16 protein-coding genes, 1 tRNA gene and 1 pseudogene are annotated in these 17,550 nt (G+C 67.1%); 14 read left to right on the top strand and 4 right to left on the bottom strand.

Annotation, left to right across the window (positions count from 1 at the left end; all coding sequences use genetic code 11):
• Positions 1–25 precede the first annotated feature (25 nt).
• A tRNA-Thr gene (locus HJG52_RS13765) sits at positions 26–99 on the top strand.
• A 145-nt stretch (positions 100–244) separates the two neighbouring features.
• Here the strand turns inward: HJG52_RS13765 and HJG52_RS13760 are convergent.
• The 3 genes from HJG52_RS13760 to HJG52_RS13750 form a co-directional block, all read right to left on the bottom strand.
• On the bottom strand, positions 245–1,534 hold the full coding sequence (locus HJG52_RS13760; RefSeq protein ID WP_171244204.1) for a site-specific integrase: 1,290 nt from the start codon (positions 1,532–1,534) through the stop codon (positions 245–247).
• Positions 1,534–1,791 (bottom strand): helix-turn-helix domain-containing protein, encoded by a 258-nt coding sequence (locus tag HJG52_RS21345; RefSeq protein ID WP_171244203.1) that lies wholly within the window; start codon positions 1,789–1,791, stop codon positions 1,534–1,536. The genes HJG52_RS13760 and HJG52_RS21345 overlap by 1 nt, the downstream gene beginning before the upstream one ends.
• Before the next feature lie 708 nt (positions 1,792–2,499).
• Entirely contained in the window at positions 2,500–3,084 is a 585-nt protein-coding gene (locus HJG52_RS13750; RefSeq protein WP_346767747.1) for a TetR/AcrR family transcriptional regulator, read from the bottom strand.
• Positions 3,085–3,222: 138 nt separating this feature from the next.
• Here HJG52_RS13750 and HJG52_RS13745 point away from each other — a divergent pair, with 138 nt between their 5' ends.
• From HJG52_RS13745 to HJG52_RS21705, 13 genes and pseudogenes are all read left to right on the top strand, one after another.
• Positions 3,223–4,104, top strand: a complete 882-nt coding sequence (locus tag HJG52_RS13745; RefSeq protein WP_346767746.1) for a CoA transferase — start codon at positions 3,223–3,225, stop codon at positions 4,102–4,104.
• A 26-nt stretch (positions 4,105–4,130) separates the two neighbouring features.
• Positions 4,131–5,182 (top strand): annotated as a pseudogene (locus HJG52_RS21905) (AMP-binding protein); the annotation flags it as partial.
• A gap of 21 nt (positions 5,183–5,203) precedes the next feature.
• Complete coding sequence (locus tag HJG52_RS21900) at positions 5,204–5,653, top strand: class I adenylate-forming enzyme family protein (protein WP_430413354.1); 450 nt, start codon at positions 5,204–5,206, stop codon at positions 5,651–5,653.
• A gap of 43 nt (positions 5,654–5,696) precedes the next feature.
• The gene (locus HJG52_RS13735; protein WP_171244200.1) at positions 5,697–6,461 is read left to right on the top strand and encodes an enoyl-CoA hydratase/isomerase family protein; all 765 of its coding nucleotides are present in this window, start codon (positions 5,697–5,699) and stop codon (positions 6,459–6,461) included.
• Positions 6,458–7,633, top strand: coding sequence for a thiolase family protein (locus HJG52_RS13730; protein WP_171244199.1), 1,176 nt, complete (start codon positions 6,458–6,460; stop codon positions 7,631–7,633). The genes HJG52_RS13735 and HJG52_RS13730 overlap by 4 nt, the downstream gene beginning before the upstream one ends.
• Positions 7,634–7,646: 13 nt before the next feature.
• On the top strand, positions 7,647–8,390 hold the full coding sequence (locus HJG52_RS13725; protein ID WP_171244198.1) for an SDR family NAD(P)-dependent oxidoreductase: 744 nt from the start codon (positions 7,647–7,649) through the stop codon (positions 8,388–8,390).
• Positions 8,391–8,403: 13 nt separating this feature from the next.
• Positions 8,404–10,098, top strand: coding sequence for a long-chain-fatty-acid--CoA ligase (locus tag HJG52_RS13720; RefSeq protein ID WP_171244197.1), 1,695 nt, complete (start codon positions 8,404–8,406; stop codon positions 10,096–10,098).
• Positions 10,091–10,867: an enoyl-CoA hydratase/isomerase family protein gene (locus HJG52_RS13715; RefSeq protein ID WP_171244196.1), complete on the top strand. Its 777-nt coding sequence runs from the start codon at positions 10,091–10,093 to the stop codon at positions 10,865–10,867. The genes HJG52_RS13720 and HJG52_RS13715 overlap by 8 nt, the downstream gene beginning before the upstream one ends.
• 11 nt (positions 10,868–10,878) lie before the next feature.
• Positions 10,879–12,033, top strand: coding sequence for an acyl-CoA dehydrogenase family protein (locus HJG52_RS13710; RefSeq protein WP_171244195.1), 1,155 nt, complete (start codon positions 10,879–10,881; stop codon positions 12,031–12,033).
• Entirely contained in the window at positions 12,030–12,518 is a 489-nt protein-coding gene (locus tag HJG52_RS13705) for a MaoC/PaaZ C-terminal domain-containing protein (protein WP_171244194.1), read from the top strand. The genes HJG52_RS13710 and HJG52_RS13705 overlap by 4 nt, the downstream gene beginning before the upstream one ends.
• A gap of 172 nt (positions 12,519–12,690) precedes the next feature.
• On the top strand, positions 12,691–13,185 hold the full coding sequence (locus tag HJG52_RS21895; protein ID WP_430413350.1) for a helix-turn-helix domain-containing protein: 495 nt from the start codon (positions 12,691–12,693) through the stop codon (positions 13,183–13,185).
• Positions 13,186–13,464: 279 nt separating this feature from the next.
• A complete protein-coding gene (locus HJG52_RS13700; RefSeq protein WP_171244193.1) occupies positions 13,465–14,442 on the top strand; it encodes an AAA family ATPase in 978 nt (325 codons plus the stop codon).
• A 221-nt stretch (positions 14,443–14,663) separates the two neighbouring features.
• Positions 14,664–16,958, top strand: a complete 2,295-nt coding sequence (locus HJG52_RS21705; RefSeq protein ID WP_206070830.1) for a S8 family serine peptidase — start codon at positions 14,664–14,666, stop codon at positions 16,956–16,958.
• A gap of 135 nt (positions 16,959–17,093) precedes the next feature.
• Here the strand turns inward: HJG52_RS21705 and HJG52_RS13690 are convergent, their stop codons facing one another.
• Positions 17,094–17,450 (bottom strand): sulfate permease, encoded by a 357-nt coding sequence (locus HJG52_RS13690; protein ID WP_171244191.1) that lies wholly within the window; start codon positions 17,448–17,450, stop codon positions 17,094–17,096.
• Positions 17,451–17,550 lie beyond the last annotated feature (100 nt).

Here is a 17,550-nt window from a genome sequence, read left to right as displayed (position 1 = left end):
TCGTCGTCCGTGCCCTCGGGCACATGCCGCCTTAGCTCAGTCGGCCAGAGCGATTCACTCGTAATGAATAGGTCATCGGTTCGATTCCGATAGGCGGCTCCGACAAACCAGCCCCTGACCAGCACAAACGCTGGCAGGGGCTGGTTCGCGTTTGGGGCCATCTGCGGTTGATGTACATCTTAGGTACGTGAATGGACGCGAAACCCCCGCAGCCAGGCTGCGAGAGTCGTGCAGGAGCGCCTACTCAGGCTTCGTGTGCGATTGGCGGCACCGCGTCGGGAAGGCCGCCGAAGAAGACGTCGAGCGTCGCGCGAACGTCGGGACTGATCGGTCGCTTGCCCACGTAGTGCTGGTAGGTCGTGGAGCCGTCCGAGTGGCCCAACTGATCCCGGGCCGCATCCAGGCTGACCTCGTGCGCGATGAGGGTGCCGACGGTCCGCCGAAGGTCATGTGGGGAGAGTCCCTCGTCCGAGGGCAGCCCGAACTCCTCCGCGCCGAGAGTGGCGTTCCGAAGCCGAGTGCGAATGTTCGAAGGGTTGAGCCAGTTCCCAGTCCGGGACGCGAAGACGGGGTCATCGAGGCTTCGCCACTGGGAGGCCTTGCGCCGTTCCTGCAGCATCTTGGCCACGTGGTCGGGGAGGAGCAGGGTGCGGTCGTCGCCCGACTTGGTGAGGTCTTGGCGGAAGAGCTTCTCCACGTAGCCCTTGCGGGGCTCAACGAGCGTGCCACACACGTGCGCCATCGGGTGATCGCCGCCCAGGTCGATGAGATCGCGCCAACGGACACCCAATGCCTCGCCGTCGCGGCACCCGGTGCCCAGGAGGAAGTCAATGACGTCCATCAGGTCTCGGTTTGGGCCGCGCTTGCCGGGGACCCGCTGCACCTCCGGACGGACGAGGTGACGCAGGTGGATTGCCTGCTCGACGGTCAGGTGGTCCACATCCTTCTTCCGACGTCGCGCGGTGCGCGCCACGGAGGCCATCGGGTTGGCCTCCAGCGCTCCATACCGAACCGCCAGATCGAGCATCCCCTTCAGGACAGCACGCATCTGGCCTGTGGAGCGCCACTTAGGGTCTCCGTGACGGTCCAGATGAGGTTCGAGATGTCCGTAGGGCTCGCCCTTGCCGATGGTCCCCAAAGCAGAGTCGAGCAGAGCGACAGTCACCTCGCAGACCCTCACACCGCCGAGCGCCTTGGTGACGACCTCGACTTCGGTGCGGTAAGCCGCCAACGATTGAGGCTGGAGGGGCTCGCCCGAACGGACCTTTCCGTGAGTCTCGCGGTGACGGAGCCAGAAGTTGCCGAGCTGTCCCAACGTCATGGTGGGCGTAACACCAGCGATTGACGGGTCGGCGCGGTCCTCGAGGGCCCGCTCCAGGGCGCGTTTGGCGGCGCCCTTCGTCTTGGCCTGACGAGATACGATGCGGAGCCGGCCGTCCCGATCACGGGTCTGCGTCCGGGCGCGCCAACCAACGGGTGACGGTGACGTCCAGACCTCGCCGTGCCCACCGATCGGGATGCGGGGCCGCGCCATCAGGAAGCCATCCAGCCCTCACCGGCCTCAGCCTGTTGAGCCAGCCAAGTCCTGACGTCCTCGCTGCGGTACCGAACGTGCCGGCCGATGCGCATGGGGATTGGTCCGCGCCGCTCGCGGCGCCACCACTCCAGCGTCTTCTCCGGCATGCGCAAAACCATAGCTGTCTCTGCCGTGGTCAGGACGCAACCGTCAGGCGGCAACGGTCGGTAGGCAGGGTCCGGGGCCTGCGCCACGATGTTCGGGGTCTCAGCCATGACGTTCCCAGGCTGCTGCTTGGTACAGCACGTCGGCGGTCACGAGCTCGCCCTCCGAACCCTGTGCGTGGTCGATCGGCCGTGCTCGCGGTGGGACAGGCGGTTGCGCCCACCGGTCAAGCGCGCTCTCCGGAAGACCGATGAGTCGGTTGATCGCTGTGGCCGCGAACTCGTGGATGTCTCGCGTGTGTGCGGTCGGTATCACGAGCTGGTCCTTTCGTTGCCGGCGTTGGCTCCTTGGTGCGGTGACGACGTCTGGCGTTGTCGTCTATCCCCATAAGGCGTCAAGCGGTGTCTTCGTGCTCACTCCAAGCGACAACTTCTGCCGGCCCTTGGGGCGGGCAGCCTGGACAGCGGCTGAGCCCCGTGTCCGTGCTTCTCACCCAGGGCCCCCCACGGGCCTTCCGTGAGCGGAGCCCTGATACATGAGCAGGGCCAGACGAAGGGCGCTGATGGTCGGCTGGTACGCCTCAGAATCCGGTCGTGACGGGGACTGGCCAGCCGCTCGACATCCGCGGTGGCAGCCGCCGAGCCGCTGGCCGCCGGCGATGCGGTGTTGTGGATAGCGGCGGCTGGGTGCAGACACGCGCCGAGAAGGTCGAGCCGACCGCAACCCTTACGAAGCCCATGGCGAGTCAACTCGGCCGCGGAGCCGAGCCACAGCCGGGCCACGTCCGCTGGGCACCGGTGATGCTCGTGCGTGATGTCTCAGTGGCTCACGTCCACGACGAGGTGCGGCCTCGTCGACGCGGCCGTGTCATCGGCGAACTCGTCGGCGATGCGGTCGACAAGCGGCTGCAGGAAGAGGCGTCCGAGCTGGCGCACCATGATGGTGACGACCTGCTCGCCGACGGTGTGCTTCGTCGAGGCGACGCCGGCCTCCCGGAGGTCGTGGACCTGCTGGGCGGAGAGGCGGCTGAGCCGACTGACCAAGTCGCCTCGCTCGGCGCTGCCATCGAGGATGGCCCGTCGAAGGTAGTCGACGATCGCCTGGTTTGCCGAGAGCATGGCGGCGACAGCACGGTCGCGTTCGGGGGCGATCTGGTCCGGCGGGTAACTGCCGAGCGGGACGGATGCAATCGTCTCGGCGAACTGCTCGACGATCGCGAACTCCACGGCTTCGCGCAGTGCCTCCTTCGTCCCGTAGTGGTGGACGATGAGCCCGACCGTGACGCCTGCGGCTGCCGCGACCGCGCGTAGCGAGGTGGCGTCGACGCCGTGCGCTGCAAAGAGGTCCAGTGCGGCGTTCCGGATCCGTGCCTTCGCCGTGAGGTCGTCCGCGCGAAGTGACACACCGGGCTGTCGTTGCGCCATGTCCTCCTCGTGCCTCCTCGGTCCGCTGTCTGAGATCGGTCCGATCCTAGCTATTGCACGATCGTACGCCTTACTATACAACTGTACAGAGATTGGTTGATGGCAAAGGAGCTCCACGTGTCGAGGACGACAGACGCGACCGCGCTCGCGGGTGTCAGCGTTGTTTCCCTGGCCGTGAACCTCCCCGGACCCTTGGCGGCCGCCCGCCTTGCCTCGATGGGGGCATCAGTGACCAAGGTCGAGCCGCCGTCGGGGGATCCGCTCCAGACGGTGGCCCCGGGCTGGTATGACGAGCTCGTCGCCGGCCAGGAGGTTGTCACGCTCGACCTCAAGGACCCGGCCGGCCGGACAGCGCTCGAGGACCGGCTCGTGGATGCCGACGTGCTGCTGACGGCTATGCGCCCGTCAGCGTTGGCGCGCCTTGGGCTGGTGGAGAGCATCGAGCGGCATGGTCTCGTCCTGGTCGAGGTCGTCGGCTACGACGGGGAGCGTTCCGACGAGGCAGGCCATGACCTGACCTACCAGGCCGCGCAGGGCACGCTCCTGCCGCCGACCATGCCCCTCGTGCCGCTCGTCGACGTGCTCGGAGCGGAACGGGCGGTGAGCGCGGCACTGGCCGGGTTGCGCCGGAGGGCCTCCGTGAAAACGGACGTGCGCGAGCGGGTTGTGCTCGACGACGTGGCCTTCCACGCATCGGCCGCGGTGCGCCACGGCCTGACGGGTCCCGGTGACGTCCTCGGTGGGGGCCTGCCCACCTACGGCATCTACGCGACAGCCGACGGGCACGTCGCCGTGGGCGCGATCGAGCCGCACTTCGCCGGCCGGCTCGCCGACGCCGTCGGGCGCACGCGTGAGGAGCTGGCCGCCCGCTTCGGCACCGAGTCCAGCGCCCACTGGGAGTCGCTGGGCCGTTCGCTCGACATCCCCCTCGTTGCAGTTCATGACCCCCGTGCCGCCGTCGCTGGCCTCACGCCGGTCCCGTCCCACACCCTCGCCTGATCCCCCGAAATACCCAGGAGCCCACCATGCCCAGCCTCGCCCAGGTCCTCGCCCGAACGGCCAGCCGCGTCCCCAACCGGGTCGCCGTCCAGTTCGGTTCCACCTCGATGACGTACGCCGCGCTCGACGCGCGCGTCAACCAGCTCGCCCGCGAGCTGTCCGATCGCGGCCTGGCCAAGGGCGACCGCCTGCTCCTGCTCTCGGGCAACAGCGACGCCTTCGTCGTCGCGCTCTACGCCGGGCTACGCCTCGGCGCCATCGTCGTACCGGTCAACCCCCGCTCGGCGCCCCCCGAGATCGACCACTTCGTCACCGACTCGCGGGCGAGGCTGCTGCTCTTCGGTCCCGAGCTGGTCGATACCGTCCGGGCCTGGCAGGAGTCGGGGCAGCGCGCAGGCGGCATCCCAACCCTCGCGCTGGGTGCCGCGGAGGGCTTCGAGGACGTGCTCACAGCCGCGGCCGGCCAGTCCGTCGAGCCGATCGACATCGAGGTCGCCGAAGACGACGACGCGGTCATCATCTACACCTCGGGCACGACCGGCAGACCAAGGGCGCACTCTTCGACCAGCACCGCATCTTGTGGGTCGGCATCAACACGGCCCTCGGCCTCGGACTGCACGAGGGGGAGCGGATGTTGCACGTCGCGCCGCTCTATCACTCCGCGAGCCTCAACATGCTCCTCATCGGCGGGGTGATGTACGGCGCCACCCACGTCATCCTGCCCGGCTTCGACCCCGAGACGGTCCTCGAGACCATCGAGCGCGAGCGGACCACCTTCTTCTTCGGGGTCCCGACGATGTACACCTTCCTGCTGCGCACACCGTCGATCGCCACGCGCGACCTGTCGAGCCTGCGTGTCTGCATGTACGGCGCTGCTCCGATGCCGGCGACGACTGCCGAGGCGCTGGTGGCAGCGCTGCCGGGCGCGTCGATCATCCAGGCGTGCGGCCAGACCGAGGGCGGGCCAGGGGGCATCCTCCTGCAGCATGACGAGGTTCTCGCACGCCCCAGCGCGAGCGGACGCAGCGCGATCGCCAACACCGAGGTGCGCATCGTCGACCTCGACGGCAAGGACGCGGCGCCGGGCGGGGTCGGCGAGATGATCATGCGCGGCGAGACGATGATGAAGGGCTACTGGGGCCAGCCCGAAGCGACCGCGCAGACCGTCCGAGACGGCTGGGTGCACACTGGTGACCTCGCCAGCATCGACGAGAACGGCTACATCACGCTCGTCGACCGGCTCAAGGACATGATCATCACCGGTGGCCGTAACGTCTACTCGGCCGAGGTCGAGAGCGCGCTGGCCGGTCACCCAGCGGTCGGGGACATTGCCATCATCGGGCGCCCGGACGAGGAGTACGGCGAGAGGGTCGTGGCAGTCGTCACGCCGCGGGATGCGGCTGCGCCCACGCTTGAGGAGTTGCGCGAGTACGGCGAGCGACACCTGACGAGCTACAAGTTGCCGCGCGAGCTCATCATCGACGAGATTCCCCGCAACCCGTCGGGCAAGATCCTCAAGCACCGGATCCGGGCGAAGCTCAATGCCTGACACTCCGAATGAGCGCGGTAGCGGATCCACCGCCAGTGCGTCCATGATTCCGCAGACCCTGCGCCTCACCGTCCATGGACCGGTCGCCACGGTCGAGTTGACCAGGCCAGAACGCCGCAACGCGCTGAACCCTCGCCTGGCGCAGGACCTGCTCGCAGCCCTTGCCCACGTCGCGCAGGACCAGGACGTCCGTGTCATCGTGCTCACCGGCGCGGGCGGGAGCTTCTGTGCCGGAGCCGACCTGACCGACCTCGACCCCGACCGGCTCGGGGAGGCCATGGTCGAGTTCAACAAGATCATCCCTGCCCTGCGCGACCTGCCCCAGCCGGTCATCGCGAAGGTTCGCGGCGCCGCCGTCGGCGCGGGCTGCAACCTGGCGCTCGCCTGCGACTTCGTCATCGCCGACCAGACCGCGCGGTTCACCCAGATCTTTCCCCGCCTCGGCCTGTCCATCGACCTCGGCGGCAGCTGGGTCCTGCCACGGCTCGTCGGGCTGCGGCAGGCGCGAGAACTGGCGCTGCTCGGCGACGACCTCGACGGGCCCGCCGCCGCGCAGGTCGGACTCATCACCCGCTGCGTGCCGGCGGACGAGCTCGATGATGCGGTCACCGCCCTGGCCCGCCGCCTGGCCGGCTTCTCCCGCGCTGCACAAGCCCGCACGAAGCACCTGCTCGACCTGACGTGCACCGCGGCCCTCACCGAAGCGCTCGCCCGCGAAGCCGAAGCACAGGTCGCCAACGCCTCCACCCCCGAGTTCCACCAAGCCCTGAACGACTTCCGCACCCGCCACCAAGGAGCCCAGCCATGATCCGTGAAGCAGTCATCGTCGACGCCGTCCGCACACCGGTCGGCAAGCGCGGCGGCCAGCTGCGCCACTGGCACCCCGTCGACCTGCTCGCGCACACCCTGTCCCACCTGACCGAGCGCACCGGCCTCGACACGAACCGCCTCTCCGACGTCATCGTCGGCTGCGCCCTCCAGCGCGGCGAGCAGAGCGGCAACTTGGCCCGCAACGCGCTGCTCGGTGCTGGGCTGCCCGTTTCGCTGCCCGGAACGACGCTCGACCGACAGTGCGGCTCCGGTCAGCAGGCGGTCCATTTCGCCGCCCAGGCGATCAAGTCCGGCGAGTACGACTTCGCCATCGGCGCCGGCGTCGAGTCCATGAGCCGGGTCGATCTCGGCCCGCTGTTCGTCCCGGGCGGCGGCCAGGGCGACTGGTACGGCGAGCGGGCCCTGGCCCGCTTCGACGGCAACCTGCCCGCCCAAGGGCCATCGGTCGAGCTCGTCGCCGCCAAGTGGGGATTCACCCGTGAGCAGCTCGACGCGTTCAGCGTCCAGAGCCACCGCCGCGCCGCCGCAGCCACCGACGCCGGGCACTTCACCTCCGCGCTCGTGCCCGTCGACGGCACGGACAAGGACGGCTTGGTCGCGCCGATGACCCGGGACGAGGGCATCCGGGCCGACGTCGACCCCGCCCGCGTCGCGGCCCTCCAGCCGGTCTTCTCCCCGGACGGCGTCATCACGGCCGGCAACGCTTCGCAGATGAGCGACGGCGCGGCCGCCCTCCTCGTCGCCGAGCGCGGCGCCGCCGAGGCGGCCGGGCTGCGGCCCCGGGCCAGGATCGTATCCATGGCCGTCGCCGCGGACGACCCGGTGCTCCAGTTCACCGCCATCGTCCCGGCCAGCCAGAAGGCCTTGGACCAGGCCGGCCTGACCGTCGGCGACATCGACCTCGTCGAGGTCAACGAGGCCTTCTCGCCGGTCCCGCTGCTGTGGCGCGAGGAGTTCGGCTACCCGCAGGACCAGCTCAACGTCAACGGCGGCTCCATCGCCATCGGCCACCCGCTCGGCTCGACCGGCGCGCGGCTGCTGACCCAGCTCGTGAACGAGCTCGAGCGCCGCGAGGGCCGGTACGGCCTGCTCACCATCTGCGAGGGCGGCGGCATGGCCAACGCCACCATCATCGAACGCATCTCCTGAAGGAGCAACGACCATGCAGATCAGCAACCGCACCTTCCTCGTGACCGGAGGCGCATCCGGTCTGGGTGGCGCGACCACCGCCGCCCTGCTCGAGCGCGGCGCGCACGTCGTCGTCGCCGACCGCGCCGGGACAGTGCCAGGCGGCGCCGTCTTCGTCGAGACCGATGTCACCGATGCGGGCGCGGTGGCCCACGCGGTCGAGGTCGCCACCCAGCAACCGGGACCGCTGTCCGGGGTGGTCAACTGCGCCGGCATCGGCGTGGCCCAGAAGGTGCTCGGCAAGTCCGGGCCGCACGCCCTGGAGGACTTCATGAAGGTCCTCGAGGTGAACCTCGCCGGTACCTTCAACGTGATCCGGCTCGCCGCCGCCGCGATGAGTGACGCCGAGCCGGGCCAGAGCGGCGAGCGTGGCGTCATCATCAACACCGCATCGGCCGCCGCCTTCGACGGCCAGATCGGCCAGGCCGCCTACTCGGCCTCCAAGGGTGGGGTCGTCGCGATGACTCTCCCCATCGCCCGCGAGCTCGCCCGGTACGGGATCCGCGTGGCGACCATCGCGCCGGGTCTGTTCCTCACCCCGATGATGGGCGAGCTGCCCGAAGCGGCCCGGGAGTCCCTCGGTCAGCAGGTGCCGTTCCCACCGCGGCTGGGCGACCCGGCCGAGTACGCCGCCCTCGTCATCCACGTCATCGAGAACCAGATGGTCAACGGCGAGGTGATCCGCCTCGACGGAGCCCTGCGCATGGCCGCCCGCTGAAGGAGAGAGTCCCATGACAACGACTTCGACGAACACCCCGATCGTCACCGGCTACCCCTCGACGATGGGTGACGACGTCCAGCTCAACACAACCACGCTCATCCGGCACGCGGCGCGCACGCACCCCGAGCGTGAGATCGTCTACCGCCTCCCCGACGGCGGCTGGGACCGCTACACGTATGGCGCCGCCTACGAGCGCGTGACCCGTGGCGCCAACGCCCTGCGCGGGCTCGGCGTCGAACCCGGGGACCGTGTCGGCGTCCTCGACTGGAACAGCCGCCGTCACTACGAGCTCTACTGGGCCATCCCGGGCCTTGCCGCCGTGATGGTCCAGCTCAACCTGCGCCTCGGCCCGGAGGACCTGTCCTTCGTCATCGACGACAGCGGCACGTCGGTCATCTGCGTCGACGAGACGCTGCTGCCGGTCGCCGAGGCCGTGGCCCCCCTGCTGCCCGGAGTTCGCGCCTGGGTCGTCATGACCGACAAGCCGCTCTCAGAGATCGAGACCAGCCTGCCCAACGTGCACCACTACGAGAACCTCGTCGCCGCGGCGAGCCCGCACATCGTCTGGCCGGAGATCGAGGAGCGCTCCGCGTACGGCGCGTGCTACACGACCGGCACGACCGGGCGGCCCAAGGGCGTCTACTACTCGCACCGGGCGATCTACCTGCACTCGTACGCCATCGCCACGAACATCGGCATGGTCCTGGACGACTGCACCATGCTCATCACCCCGATGTTCCACGGCCAAGCCTGGGGCCTGCCCCAGGCAGCGACGCTGATGGCCAACAAGATCGTCCTTCCCGGCCGCTACATGGCCGAGGACACCAAGCCGCTGACCGACGCAATCATCGCCGAAGGCGTCACCGTCACCAACGGCGCACCCGCGATCTTCCTACCGATGCTCCACTACATCGAGACCCTCGACGAGAAACCCGACCTGTCCCGGCTACGGATGATGTCCGGAGCCACCGAGCCGCCGCTGACGATGATGCGCGGCTTCCACGACCTGACCGGCGCGGAGATCGTCCACGCCTACGGCGCGACCGAGACCACGCCGCTGGTGACGATGAACCGGTACAAGCCGAGCGTGCGCGAACGCCTGAGCGAGGACGAGCTCTTCCAGCTCAAGCGCAAGCAGGGCCTACCGGTCACCGGCGTCGACATCCGGCTCATCGATGGCATCGGCAACGACGTCCCATTCGATGGCGTCACCCAGGGCGAGATCTGCATGCGTGGCCCGTGGATCACCACGACCTACCACAACATGGCCGAGGACGACCGAGCCGGCCGGTTTCACGACGGCTACTGGCGCAGCGGCGACGTCGGCACGATCGACGCGGATGGCTACCTGAAGGTGACCGACCGGGTCAAGGACGTCATCAAGAGCGGCGGCGAATGGATCTCCTCGATCGACATGGAGAACCTGCTCCTGGCCCACCCGGCCATCGCCGAGGCCGCGGTCGTCGGGCTGAGCCACCCCAAGTGGCAGGAGCGGCCCTTCGTCCTCATCGTCCCCAGACCCGGGCAGGCGATCACCCTCGAGCAGGTGCGCAGCCACCTGGCCAGCGCGTTCGCCAACTGGCAGCTGCCCGACGCGATCGAGATCGTCTCCGAGATTCCCCGCACGAGCGTCGGCAAGTTCGACAAGAAGCGCATCCGCGCGGCCTACGCCGGCGCCTACGGAGGGGAGCAGGCCAATGCCTGAGCAACTCGTGTCCGCCGAAGCCCACGGCACCACCCTGGTCCTCACCCTCAACCGGCCCGCCGCCCTCAACGCGCTGAGCCGGGCGCTCGTCGACCAGCTCGCGGACCGCCTCGCGGAGACCGCCGCCGACGACGCCGTGCGCGCCGTCGTCCTGACCGGGTCGGACAAGGCCTTCTGCGCCGGCGCCGACATCGGCGAGATCCCCCGCATGGTCGGCGCCTCCCCGCTCGACGCCCTCCCCTTCGATCGCCTCTTCGAGACCATGGCCTCCCTGCCCGTCCCGACGATCGCCGCGGTCCGCGGCCTCGCCTTCGGCGGCGGCTGCGAGCTCGTGCTGGCCTGCGACACCGCCGTCGCGGGGCGCTCGGCCCGCTTCGCCGTACCCGAGGTCAAGCTCGGGGTGATCCCGGGCGCCGGCGGCACCCAGCGGCTGGTCCACGCCATCGGCAAGGCCAAGGCCATGCGGATGCTTCTCACCGGGGCACCCGTCGATGCCGAATGGGCCTATGCGGCAGGCCTCGTCGCGGACCTCGTCGAGGACGGTCAGGTACTCGACCGCGCCCTCGAGCTCGCCGCGCAGATCGCAACGAACGCCCCACGGGCCGTGGCGTATGCCGCTGACTCGGCTCGCCGGGTCACTGACCTGCCGCTTCAGCAAGGGCTCGCCCACGAGCGCCGCAACTTCCTCCTCGCGCTCGGCACGTCCGACGCCCACGAGGGCGTGGCCGCCTTCACCGACCGACGTACGCCGGCCTTCTCCGGCAGATAGGGACGACTCAGATGATCCTGGACGACTACCGGTCACCTTGGTTGACCGAGGACCTTGACGACCTGCGGCAGCTCGCGCGCACCTTCCTCGACAAGGAGGCCGTGCCGAACCAGGCTCGGTGGGCCGAGCAGCACATGGTCGACCGCGACTTCTGGCGCGCGGCTGGGCAGGCCGGACTGCTGTGCATCAGCATTCCCGAGGAGTACGGCGGTGGCGGAGGCACCTTCGCGCACGAAGCGGTCATCGCCACCGAGCAGGCGCGCGTCGCCGACGATGCCTGGGCCAACAGCGTGCACAGCACCATCGTCGCGCACTACATCGCGGCATTTGGCACCGAGGAGCAGAAGCAGCGCTGGTTGCCCGGCGCGGCGTCGGGTGACCTGGTGTTCGCGATCGCGATGACCGAACCGGGCACGGGCTCGGACCTGCAGCGGGTCCGCACGCGCGCTGTCCGCGATGGCGACGACTACGTCATCAACGGCTCCAAGACCTTCATCTCCAACGGAACCCACTGCGATGTCATCGTCATCGTGGCCCGCACCAGCGATGACCCGGGCGGCAAGGGCCTGTCCCTGATCGTCGCCGAAGCGGCTGAACTGCCCGGCTTCGAACGCGGCCGGGTGCTCAAGAAGATCGGCATGCACGGCCAGGACACCCGTGAGCTCTCGTTCGTCGACATGCGTGTCCCCGCCGCCAACCTCCTCGGGGGCGTCGAGGGCCGCGGCTTCCAGCAGCTCATGGAGCAGCTGCCGCAGGAGCGGCTCATCATCGCCGTCACCGCGGCAGCCACCGCCGAGGCCGCCGTTCGGCACGCGATCGCCTACGCCAAGGAGCGAGAGGCCTTCGGGGAGAACCTCCTGTCCTTCCAGAACACCCGATTCGTCCTCGCCGAATGCGCCGCCGACGCCCTCGCCGCACGCACCCTCGTCGACAGCTGCATCACCCGGCACATCGACGGGCATCTCGACGCCGCCGGGGCCTCGCTCGCCAAATTCTGGTGCACCGACATCCAGAACAAGGTCGTCGACCGCTGCCTGCAGATCTTCGGGGGCTACGGCTACATGATGGAATACCCGATCGCGCGGATGTTCGCCGCCGCCCGCGTCCAGAAAATCTACGGAGGAACGAACGAGATCATGAAGGAACTGGTGGCCCGAGCCCTATGACCCGCCCCCACGTCCAACAAGCCGCACCGCTGCTCCTGCCCGCCGAAGACATGCCCGTCGGGCAGGAGATCGAATGCGGCTCCTACCAGGTCACGGAGGACGAGATCGTCGAGTTCGCCTCGGCCTGGGACCCGCAGTACTTTCACGTCGACCCCGACCTCGCCGCGCACAGCGACTTCGGCGGACTGATCGCCAGCGGCCTGCACACGGCCTCGATCTTCCAAAGGCTCGCAGCGACCGGTATGTACCAGCGGTACGACGTCGTGGCCGGCAAGGAGATCCACGGCATGCGCTTCCTACGCCCCGTTCGCGCCGGTGACGTGCTCACTTGCACCGTCACCATCCAGTCCAGGGAGCTGGCGGGGGCCGGGCGATGCCTCGTGACCATCGCCGGCGGACTGCGCAACCAGCACGGCCGCCCGGTGCTAGAGCTCCACGTCGACTCGCTGGTCAGGTCGCGAGATGCGAGTTCAAGGAGCGAGTAGGTCCGCGAACACGAGCACGCGTTCGCTTGGCGAGCTCGCGCCTTCCTGCGGCGCGTTTGTGTGCTGTGCTGTGATTGGCCGCTGGACGCGTGTGGCCCATTTGTGGCATATCACTCCGCGTTGATTTTCGAGGCTCCGAGGTCGTGCCACAGGGTGGGAATGGAGCGCCCACATGCGCAAACGTGTGGTGGACCTTCCCAAGCGATTCTCAAACAAGCGCCCGGCGCTGAAATCCTTGATCCACCGTGTTCTGAGGGGAGCTGAGGGGCACGAATCTCGTAGCCGAACCTCAAAACGACGCGATGCCCGGGGCCCGGTCGCGAAAAATCCGGCAAAGTCTCAAACACGACTGACCGCTGGGCGGCGGGCCGAACTCGTCGCCGACTACGAGGCTGGGATACCCGTTCGCTCGATAGCCGCAAAGTACGGAGTTCATCGCGGCACGATCCCGAAGTTCGTGCTTGGGTCTGGTGGCGCTCTGCGGACTCCTGGTCTCAGTGGGGCTGACCGTGTCCGCGCAGCTGCTCTTTATGCGGATGGGCTCACCCTGAAAGAGGTCGCCGAGAGGCTTGGTGTTGATGACAAGACGGTTCGCAATGCTGTGGTCCAGGAAGGTGGCATTCTGCGTCCGCAAGGTCGCCGGCCGGCTCACGCGAACACGAAGTAGAACGGCAGGTGTAGCGCGAGGGTTGCGTGTAGCGACTCAAGCCATGGCAGGGATGGATGTGAGGGCGAAACCGAGCGTGAGGGTTGCCTCCAGTTGGTCGGCTCGGAACGGTCTGGAACGAACAATGCAGGACCGAGCCTGAAGATCACCGCGCTCGCAGCAACGACCGTCCAGGGCGATAGATACCCGTCGACGGCGCGGCACACGGACGGTCACCAATGGCTACTCGGTACGATAGAGGAGGGATGTCGACTGAACGAACGCAGAGGAGAGTGAGGCATGGCACGTGGAGACCTGCTCTTGGCTCTCGTTCAGTCGGGCGCCGGAGGTGATGACCTCGCCTTCCGGCGTGCGGCCGAGGCTATCATCGCTGAGGAAGAGAACAAGAAGCACAATGTGCTTGCTTCGCAACTGACGGACGCGTTGCGCACGCGGCGGTCCACCCCGGCTGCCAACGTCACCTCGCTCGCGCGGAATGACGCTGTTCGTGGGCTGTTCTACGAGCAGGAGCCCGAGCGGCGACTGTCGGAGTTGGTTCTTCCCATCGAGGCCCGCCAAGCAGTCAGTCAGCTCATTGAAGAGCATCACCGCCGTGATCTCCTGCGCAGTCACGGTGTCGAGCCTCGTCATCGCCTCCTGTTCGTCGGGCCGCCCGGCGGCGGTAAGACCTCACTCGCTGAGGCGGTCGCGACTGAGTTAGCCGTTCCCTTGTTGAGCGTTCGCTATGAAGGTCTGATCGGCAGTTTCCTCGGTGAGACCGCGTCCCGCATGGAGGCGTTGTTCGACGCGGTTAGGGTCAGGCCGTGCGTGCTCTTCTTCGATGAGTTCGACGTTGTCGCCAAAGAACGTGGCGACACTCACGAGACCGGTGAGATCAAGCGGGTCGTGAGTTCATTGCTGCTGCAAGTGGACAGGCTTCCGAGTCACGTCATCGTCATTGCAGCCACCAATCATGCCGAGCTTCTGGATCGTGCGGTCTGGCGGCGCATGCAACTTCGACTCGACCTGCCGAACCCCACACGAGCTGGAAAAATCGAGTGGCTGCAAGCATGGTCGGCTCGGAGCGGAGTGCCCCTGGGGCTCTCTCCGCGGACGATTGCCGACCGTCTCGGCCGGGTCAGCTTTGCTGAGCTCGAAGAGTTTGCCCTGGACGTTCAGAGGCGCTCTATCCTCTCGGGGCCGGAGCCCGACGCGACGACGGTCGTGCAGCAGTTACTCAAGCAGTGGTCCAGTCGCGCCCACGTTAGCGAGGAGTAGTGCCTCCGGAGGATCGGGCCTCAACGGAGCGGCCCGTCATTCTGGGACGAGTTACCTCGCCGCGCACGATTCCAGGGCGGCGTGGTGGGGGTGGACGAGCTCGGTTCACCGATCCGGAGGAACGTTCGCGGCGGATCGATGCACGTTTTGATGAGGCGATAGCCGCGATCGGCGATCAGGTTCAGATTTCGAATTCGATCCATGCTGCTGACCCTCAGCTCGTGCTTGTTTTCGAAGCACTCGATGAGCAGATCGATTTGTCCGCTGTAGCCACCAACCTTGGTATCGAAATCCTCATCGAGGCTGAGAGCGCGATCGCGCCCACCGATGAGTTCGAGCTCGTTAGCGAGGAACCACGGAACCCGTACATCGGGTCCTGCCTGCATGCCGTGTGCGCGAACCAGACGGCGTTCGACAATCTGCTTTCGCTCTGGCGTATGTGGAGAGTTACGGAAGGTCTTCCTTACGGATACTCGAAACTTCGGGACCTCTTCGCCCACTTGAAGGACCTCCGACCGTGGGGGCCGCAAGATCGTCTGCGGGCCATCGACTGGGACGAGTACTTCGCCGGGCACATTGATGACCGCCCACAGAGCATCGAGATCGAGTTGTGGTATCGCCGGAGCGATCAGAAGAGGCGACAGAGTCAGCAGGAGGTAATCGCTCTGGTCGAACAGGCCGGTGGTCGTGTCACTGCATCGGCGATCATTGACCAGATCGGCTATCACGGACTCAAGTGCACCGTGCCGAATCAGGTACTGCGCGATCTGGCGTCTGGGAACCACGATGCGGTTCGTGTCGTCCGTTCCGCGAACGTCATGTATCTACGCGTGTCAGGACAAGCCCTCCCCGTCGTTAGCCCGCCCACCGAAACACAAGGACAGATCGATAGTGACCTGCCCACGGGCGATCCGGTTCTCTGCATGCTTGATGGAGTCCCTGCCGCGAACCACCCGCTGCTGCGTGGACGCGTGGAGGTTTACGATCCCGACGACCTGCTCGAAAAGGCAACCGTGGATGAACTCCGGCACGGCACCTGGATGTCGTCAGTGGCCGTCTGGGGAGACCGCGGCCTCGACGAGGCCCCCGCGGCACGACCGGTACTCGTCCGCCCGATCCTGACCCCTGCCGACGATACTGAGAACAGAATCGAAGAGCTCCCGGCCGAGGAACTCGTGCCGGATCTCATGTGGCGCGCGTTCCGGGAACTGTTCGACGGGACAGACGCGCAGCCAGCAGCGGGCGAGACGATCGCGATCGTCAACATCTCGGTGGGTGACCCGGCCTCACCGTTCGAAACCATCCTGTCGTCTTGGGCACGCATCATCGACTGGCTCAGCTATCAATACGGCGTGCTCATCATCGTCTCAGCGGGCAATCACCAGAGCCTCGTTCTCAGCCCGGCGTCCTCTACCGAGATCGCTGGTCTCCAAGGCGATGACCGACGACGGGCGACCCTCGATGCGATCGCCCGTCAGCAGCATAAGCGACGACTCCTTGCCCCCGCTGAATCGGTGAACGCGATCAGCGTCGGCGCGATTCATGGCGACGCATCGACAGTCGATCCGCAGGGATATGCCGTCGATCCCACTGATGGGCTTCCGGCCATCAGCCCCATATCTCCGACTGGCAGTGGATACCGTCGAAGCGTTAAACCAGACCTCGCAGCCAACGGTGGCCGCGTGTTCTTCAGGGACGGCATCACCGCGCAGGAAACGATCTCATTCGCTGGTATCTCGGCGCTCGGACCAGGTATCCGGGTTGCAACCCCGAGCCAGTTCCAAGAAACACACATCTCCGGCACGAGCCCGGCCGCGGCACTCGTCGCCAGAAGAGCAGCGCGCCTCCACGACGTGGTCTCCGACATCACCGCCGGGTTGCCCATCACCACAAGACAACGAGCGTCTGCGATCAAAGCACTTCTGGTGCACGGAGCAGCATCCCCGGACCACTCGGAACACGATCCGATCCCTGGTGAAAACGCCTTCGGGAACGGCGCGGCGACACGCGACTACGCGGACGGCTGCGCCTCGAACGAGGCAGTCGTGCTCTTCATCGGGTCGATCGGCGCGAACGAGGAACAGGAACTGCTCTTCCCACTGCCCGATGGCCTCAACGTACGCGAGACCAAACGTATCGAAGCGACCCTCGCTTGGCTCACTCCTGTCAACTGGCGGCATCGGCAATACCGAAAAGCTGCGTTGTCTTTCGTCAAGCCTGAGGGCGCCATTCCGAGGCTCGGAACACCAACTGGACTCAGCTCAGACGCCACTACGCGTGGAGCGACAACCCTGCAACGTCAGTCGTGGGAGTTGCAGAGCACTTTCGCATCCGGGCAAGGATCAAACATGAAGGTGCGGGTCAAATGCTACGAGCAGGCCGGCGGACTACTCGGCGAGAGAGTTGACTTCGCCGTCGCGCTCTCCCTCTGGGTCGCACCTGCACTCAACGTCGACGTTTATAGCCAGGTGCGAGCTCAGGTCCGTTCCAGAGTCACGGTCCAGCCCGAAGGATAAGCATGGCTGCTGCGCAGGCCACTTTGCGTGGAGATTCACCAGATATCGCGCATCGCCGCCGCCCATTGCGGTGCATGAATCTCTGCGGAACTCCCTGATGATGTGAACGGGGCCGCGCTTGACCTGAACGGTCGTTCAAGCAGCCTGCTTGGCGAGCTCGGTCGCAGATCGCCGTTGCGCGTGGAGGGCAACGGCCTCACTCGCGCGGATTCGAATGAGCAGGAACACGCTGACAGGTCCCATGATGATGAACTTCATCGTGTTCCACAGGCAGAGGAGGACGAGGAGGTTGAGCCATCCGGGTCCGCCGTCTGCGATGAGGGTGGTGAGTGTGCTCGCGGCGAGGAGGTAGGGCACGGCGAGGAGCATCGCGGGTACGCCCCATTTGAGTCCTCGGCGGGTGCGGATGGCGTCGAGGAGGATGTTGGTGGGCATGTAGCGGCGCAGGAATGCGCGGGTGTGGACGCTGAGAGTCCAGAGCTGGCGGATCATGACGGGGTTTCCTCTCACATGCACGACAGAGTGTCGGAGGCGGTGCGTGTGTGAGTGGCCTTGCGGCCTGCCCCGAGGAGCGTCATATCAAGGAGAAATC

Origin of the sequence: Knoellia koreensis, assembly GCF_013041615.1 — a bacterium.
Lineage (GTDB): Bacteria > Actinomycetota > Actinomycetes > Actinomycetales > Dermatophilaceae > Pedococcus > Pedococcus koreensis.
Note: the sequence above shows the minus strand (reverse complement) of the source record. Positions and strands in the feature narration are given on the sequence as shown.

Excerpts from the sequence above, each read along its gene's own strand:
- HJG52_RS13715 (WP_171244196.1), top strand. The coding sequence starts at position 10,091 with ATGCCTGAGCAACTCGTGTCCGCCGAAGCCCACGGCACCACCCTGGTC.
- HJG52_RS13690 (WP_171244191.1), bottom strand. The coding sequence starts at position 17,450 with ATGATCCGCCAGCTCTGGACTCTCAGCGTCCACACCCGCGCATTCCTG.
- HJG52_RS21345 (WP_171244203.1), bottom strand. The coding sequence starts at position 1,791 with ATGGCTGAGACCCCGAACATCGTGGCGCAGGCCCCGGACCCTGCCTAC.
- HJG52_RS13720 (WP_171244197.1), top strand. The coding sequence starts at position 8,404 with ATGACAACGACTTCGACGAACACCCCGATCGTCACCGGCTACCCCTCG.
- HJG52_RS13700 (WP_171244193.1), top strand. The coding sequence starts at position 13,465 with ATGGCACGTGGAGACCTGCTCTTGGCTCTCGTTCAGTCGGGCGCCGGA.
- HJG52_RS21900 (WP_430413354.1), top strand. The coding sequence starts at position 5,204 with ATGATCATGCGCGGCGAGACGATGATGAAGGGCTACTGGGGCCAGCCC.
- HJG52_RS13735 (WP_171244200.1), top strand. The coding sequence starts at position 5,697 with ATGATTCCGCAGACCCTGCGCCTCACCGTCCATGGACCGGTCGCCACG.
- HJG52_RS13760 (WP_171244204.1), bottom strand. The coding sequence starts at position 1,534 with ATGGCGCGGCCCCGCATCCCGATCGGTGGGCACGGCGAGGTCTGGACG.
- HJG52_RS13705 (WP_171244194.1), top strand. The coding sequence starts at position 12,030 with ATGACCCGCCCCCACGTCCAACAAGCCGCACCGCTGCTCCTGCCCGCC.
- HJG52_RS13710 (WP_171244195.1), top strand. The coding sequence starts at position 10,879 with ATGATCCTGGACGACTACCGGTCACCTTGGTTGACCGAGGACCTTGAC.
- HJG52_RS21895 (WP_430413350.1), top strand. The coding sequence starts at position 12,691 with ATGCGCAAACGTGTGGTGGACCTTCCCAAGCGATTCTCAAACAAGCGC.
- HJG52_RS13725 (WP_171244198.1), top strand. The coding sequence starts at position 7,647 with ATGCAGATCAGCAACCGCACCTTCCTCGTGACCGGAGGCGCATCCGGT.
- HJG52_RS13730 (WP_171244199.1), top strand. The coding sequence starts at position 6,458 with ATGATCCGTGAAGCAGTCATCGTCGACGCCGTCCGCACACCGGTCGGC.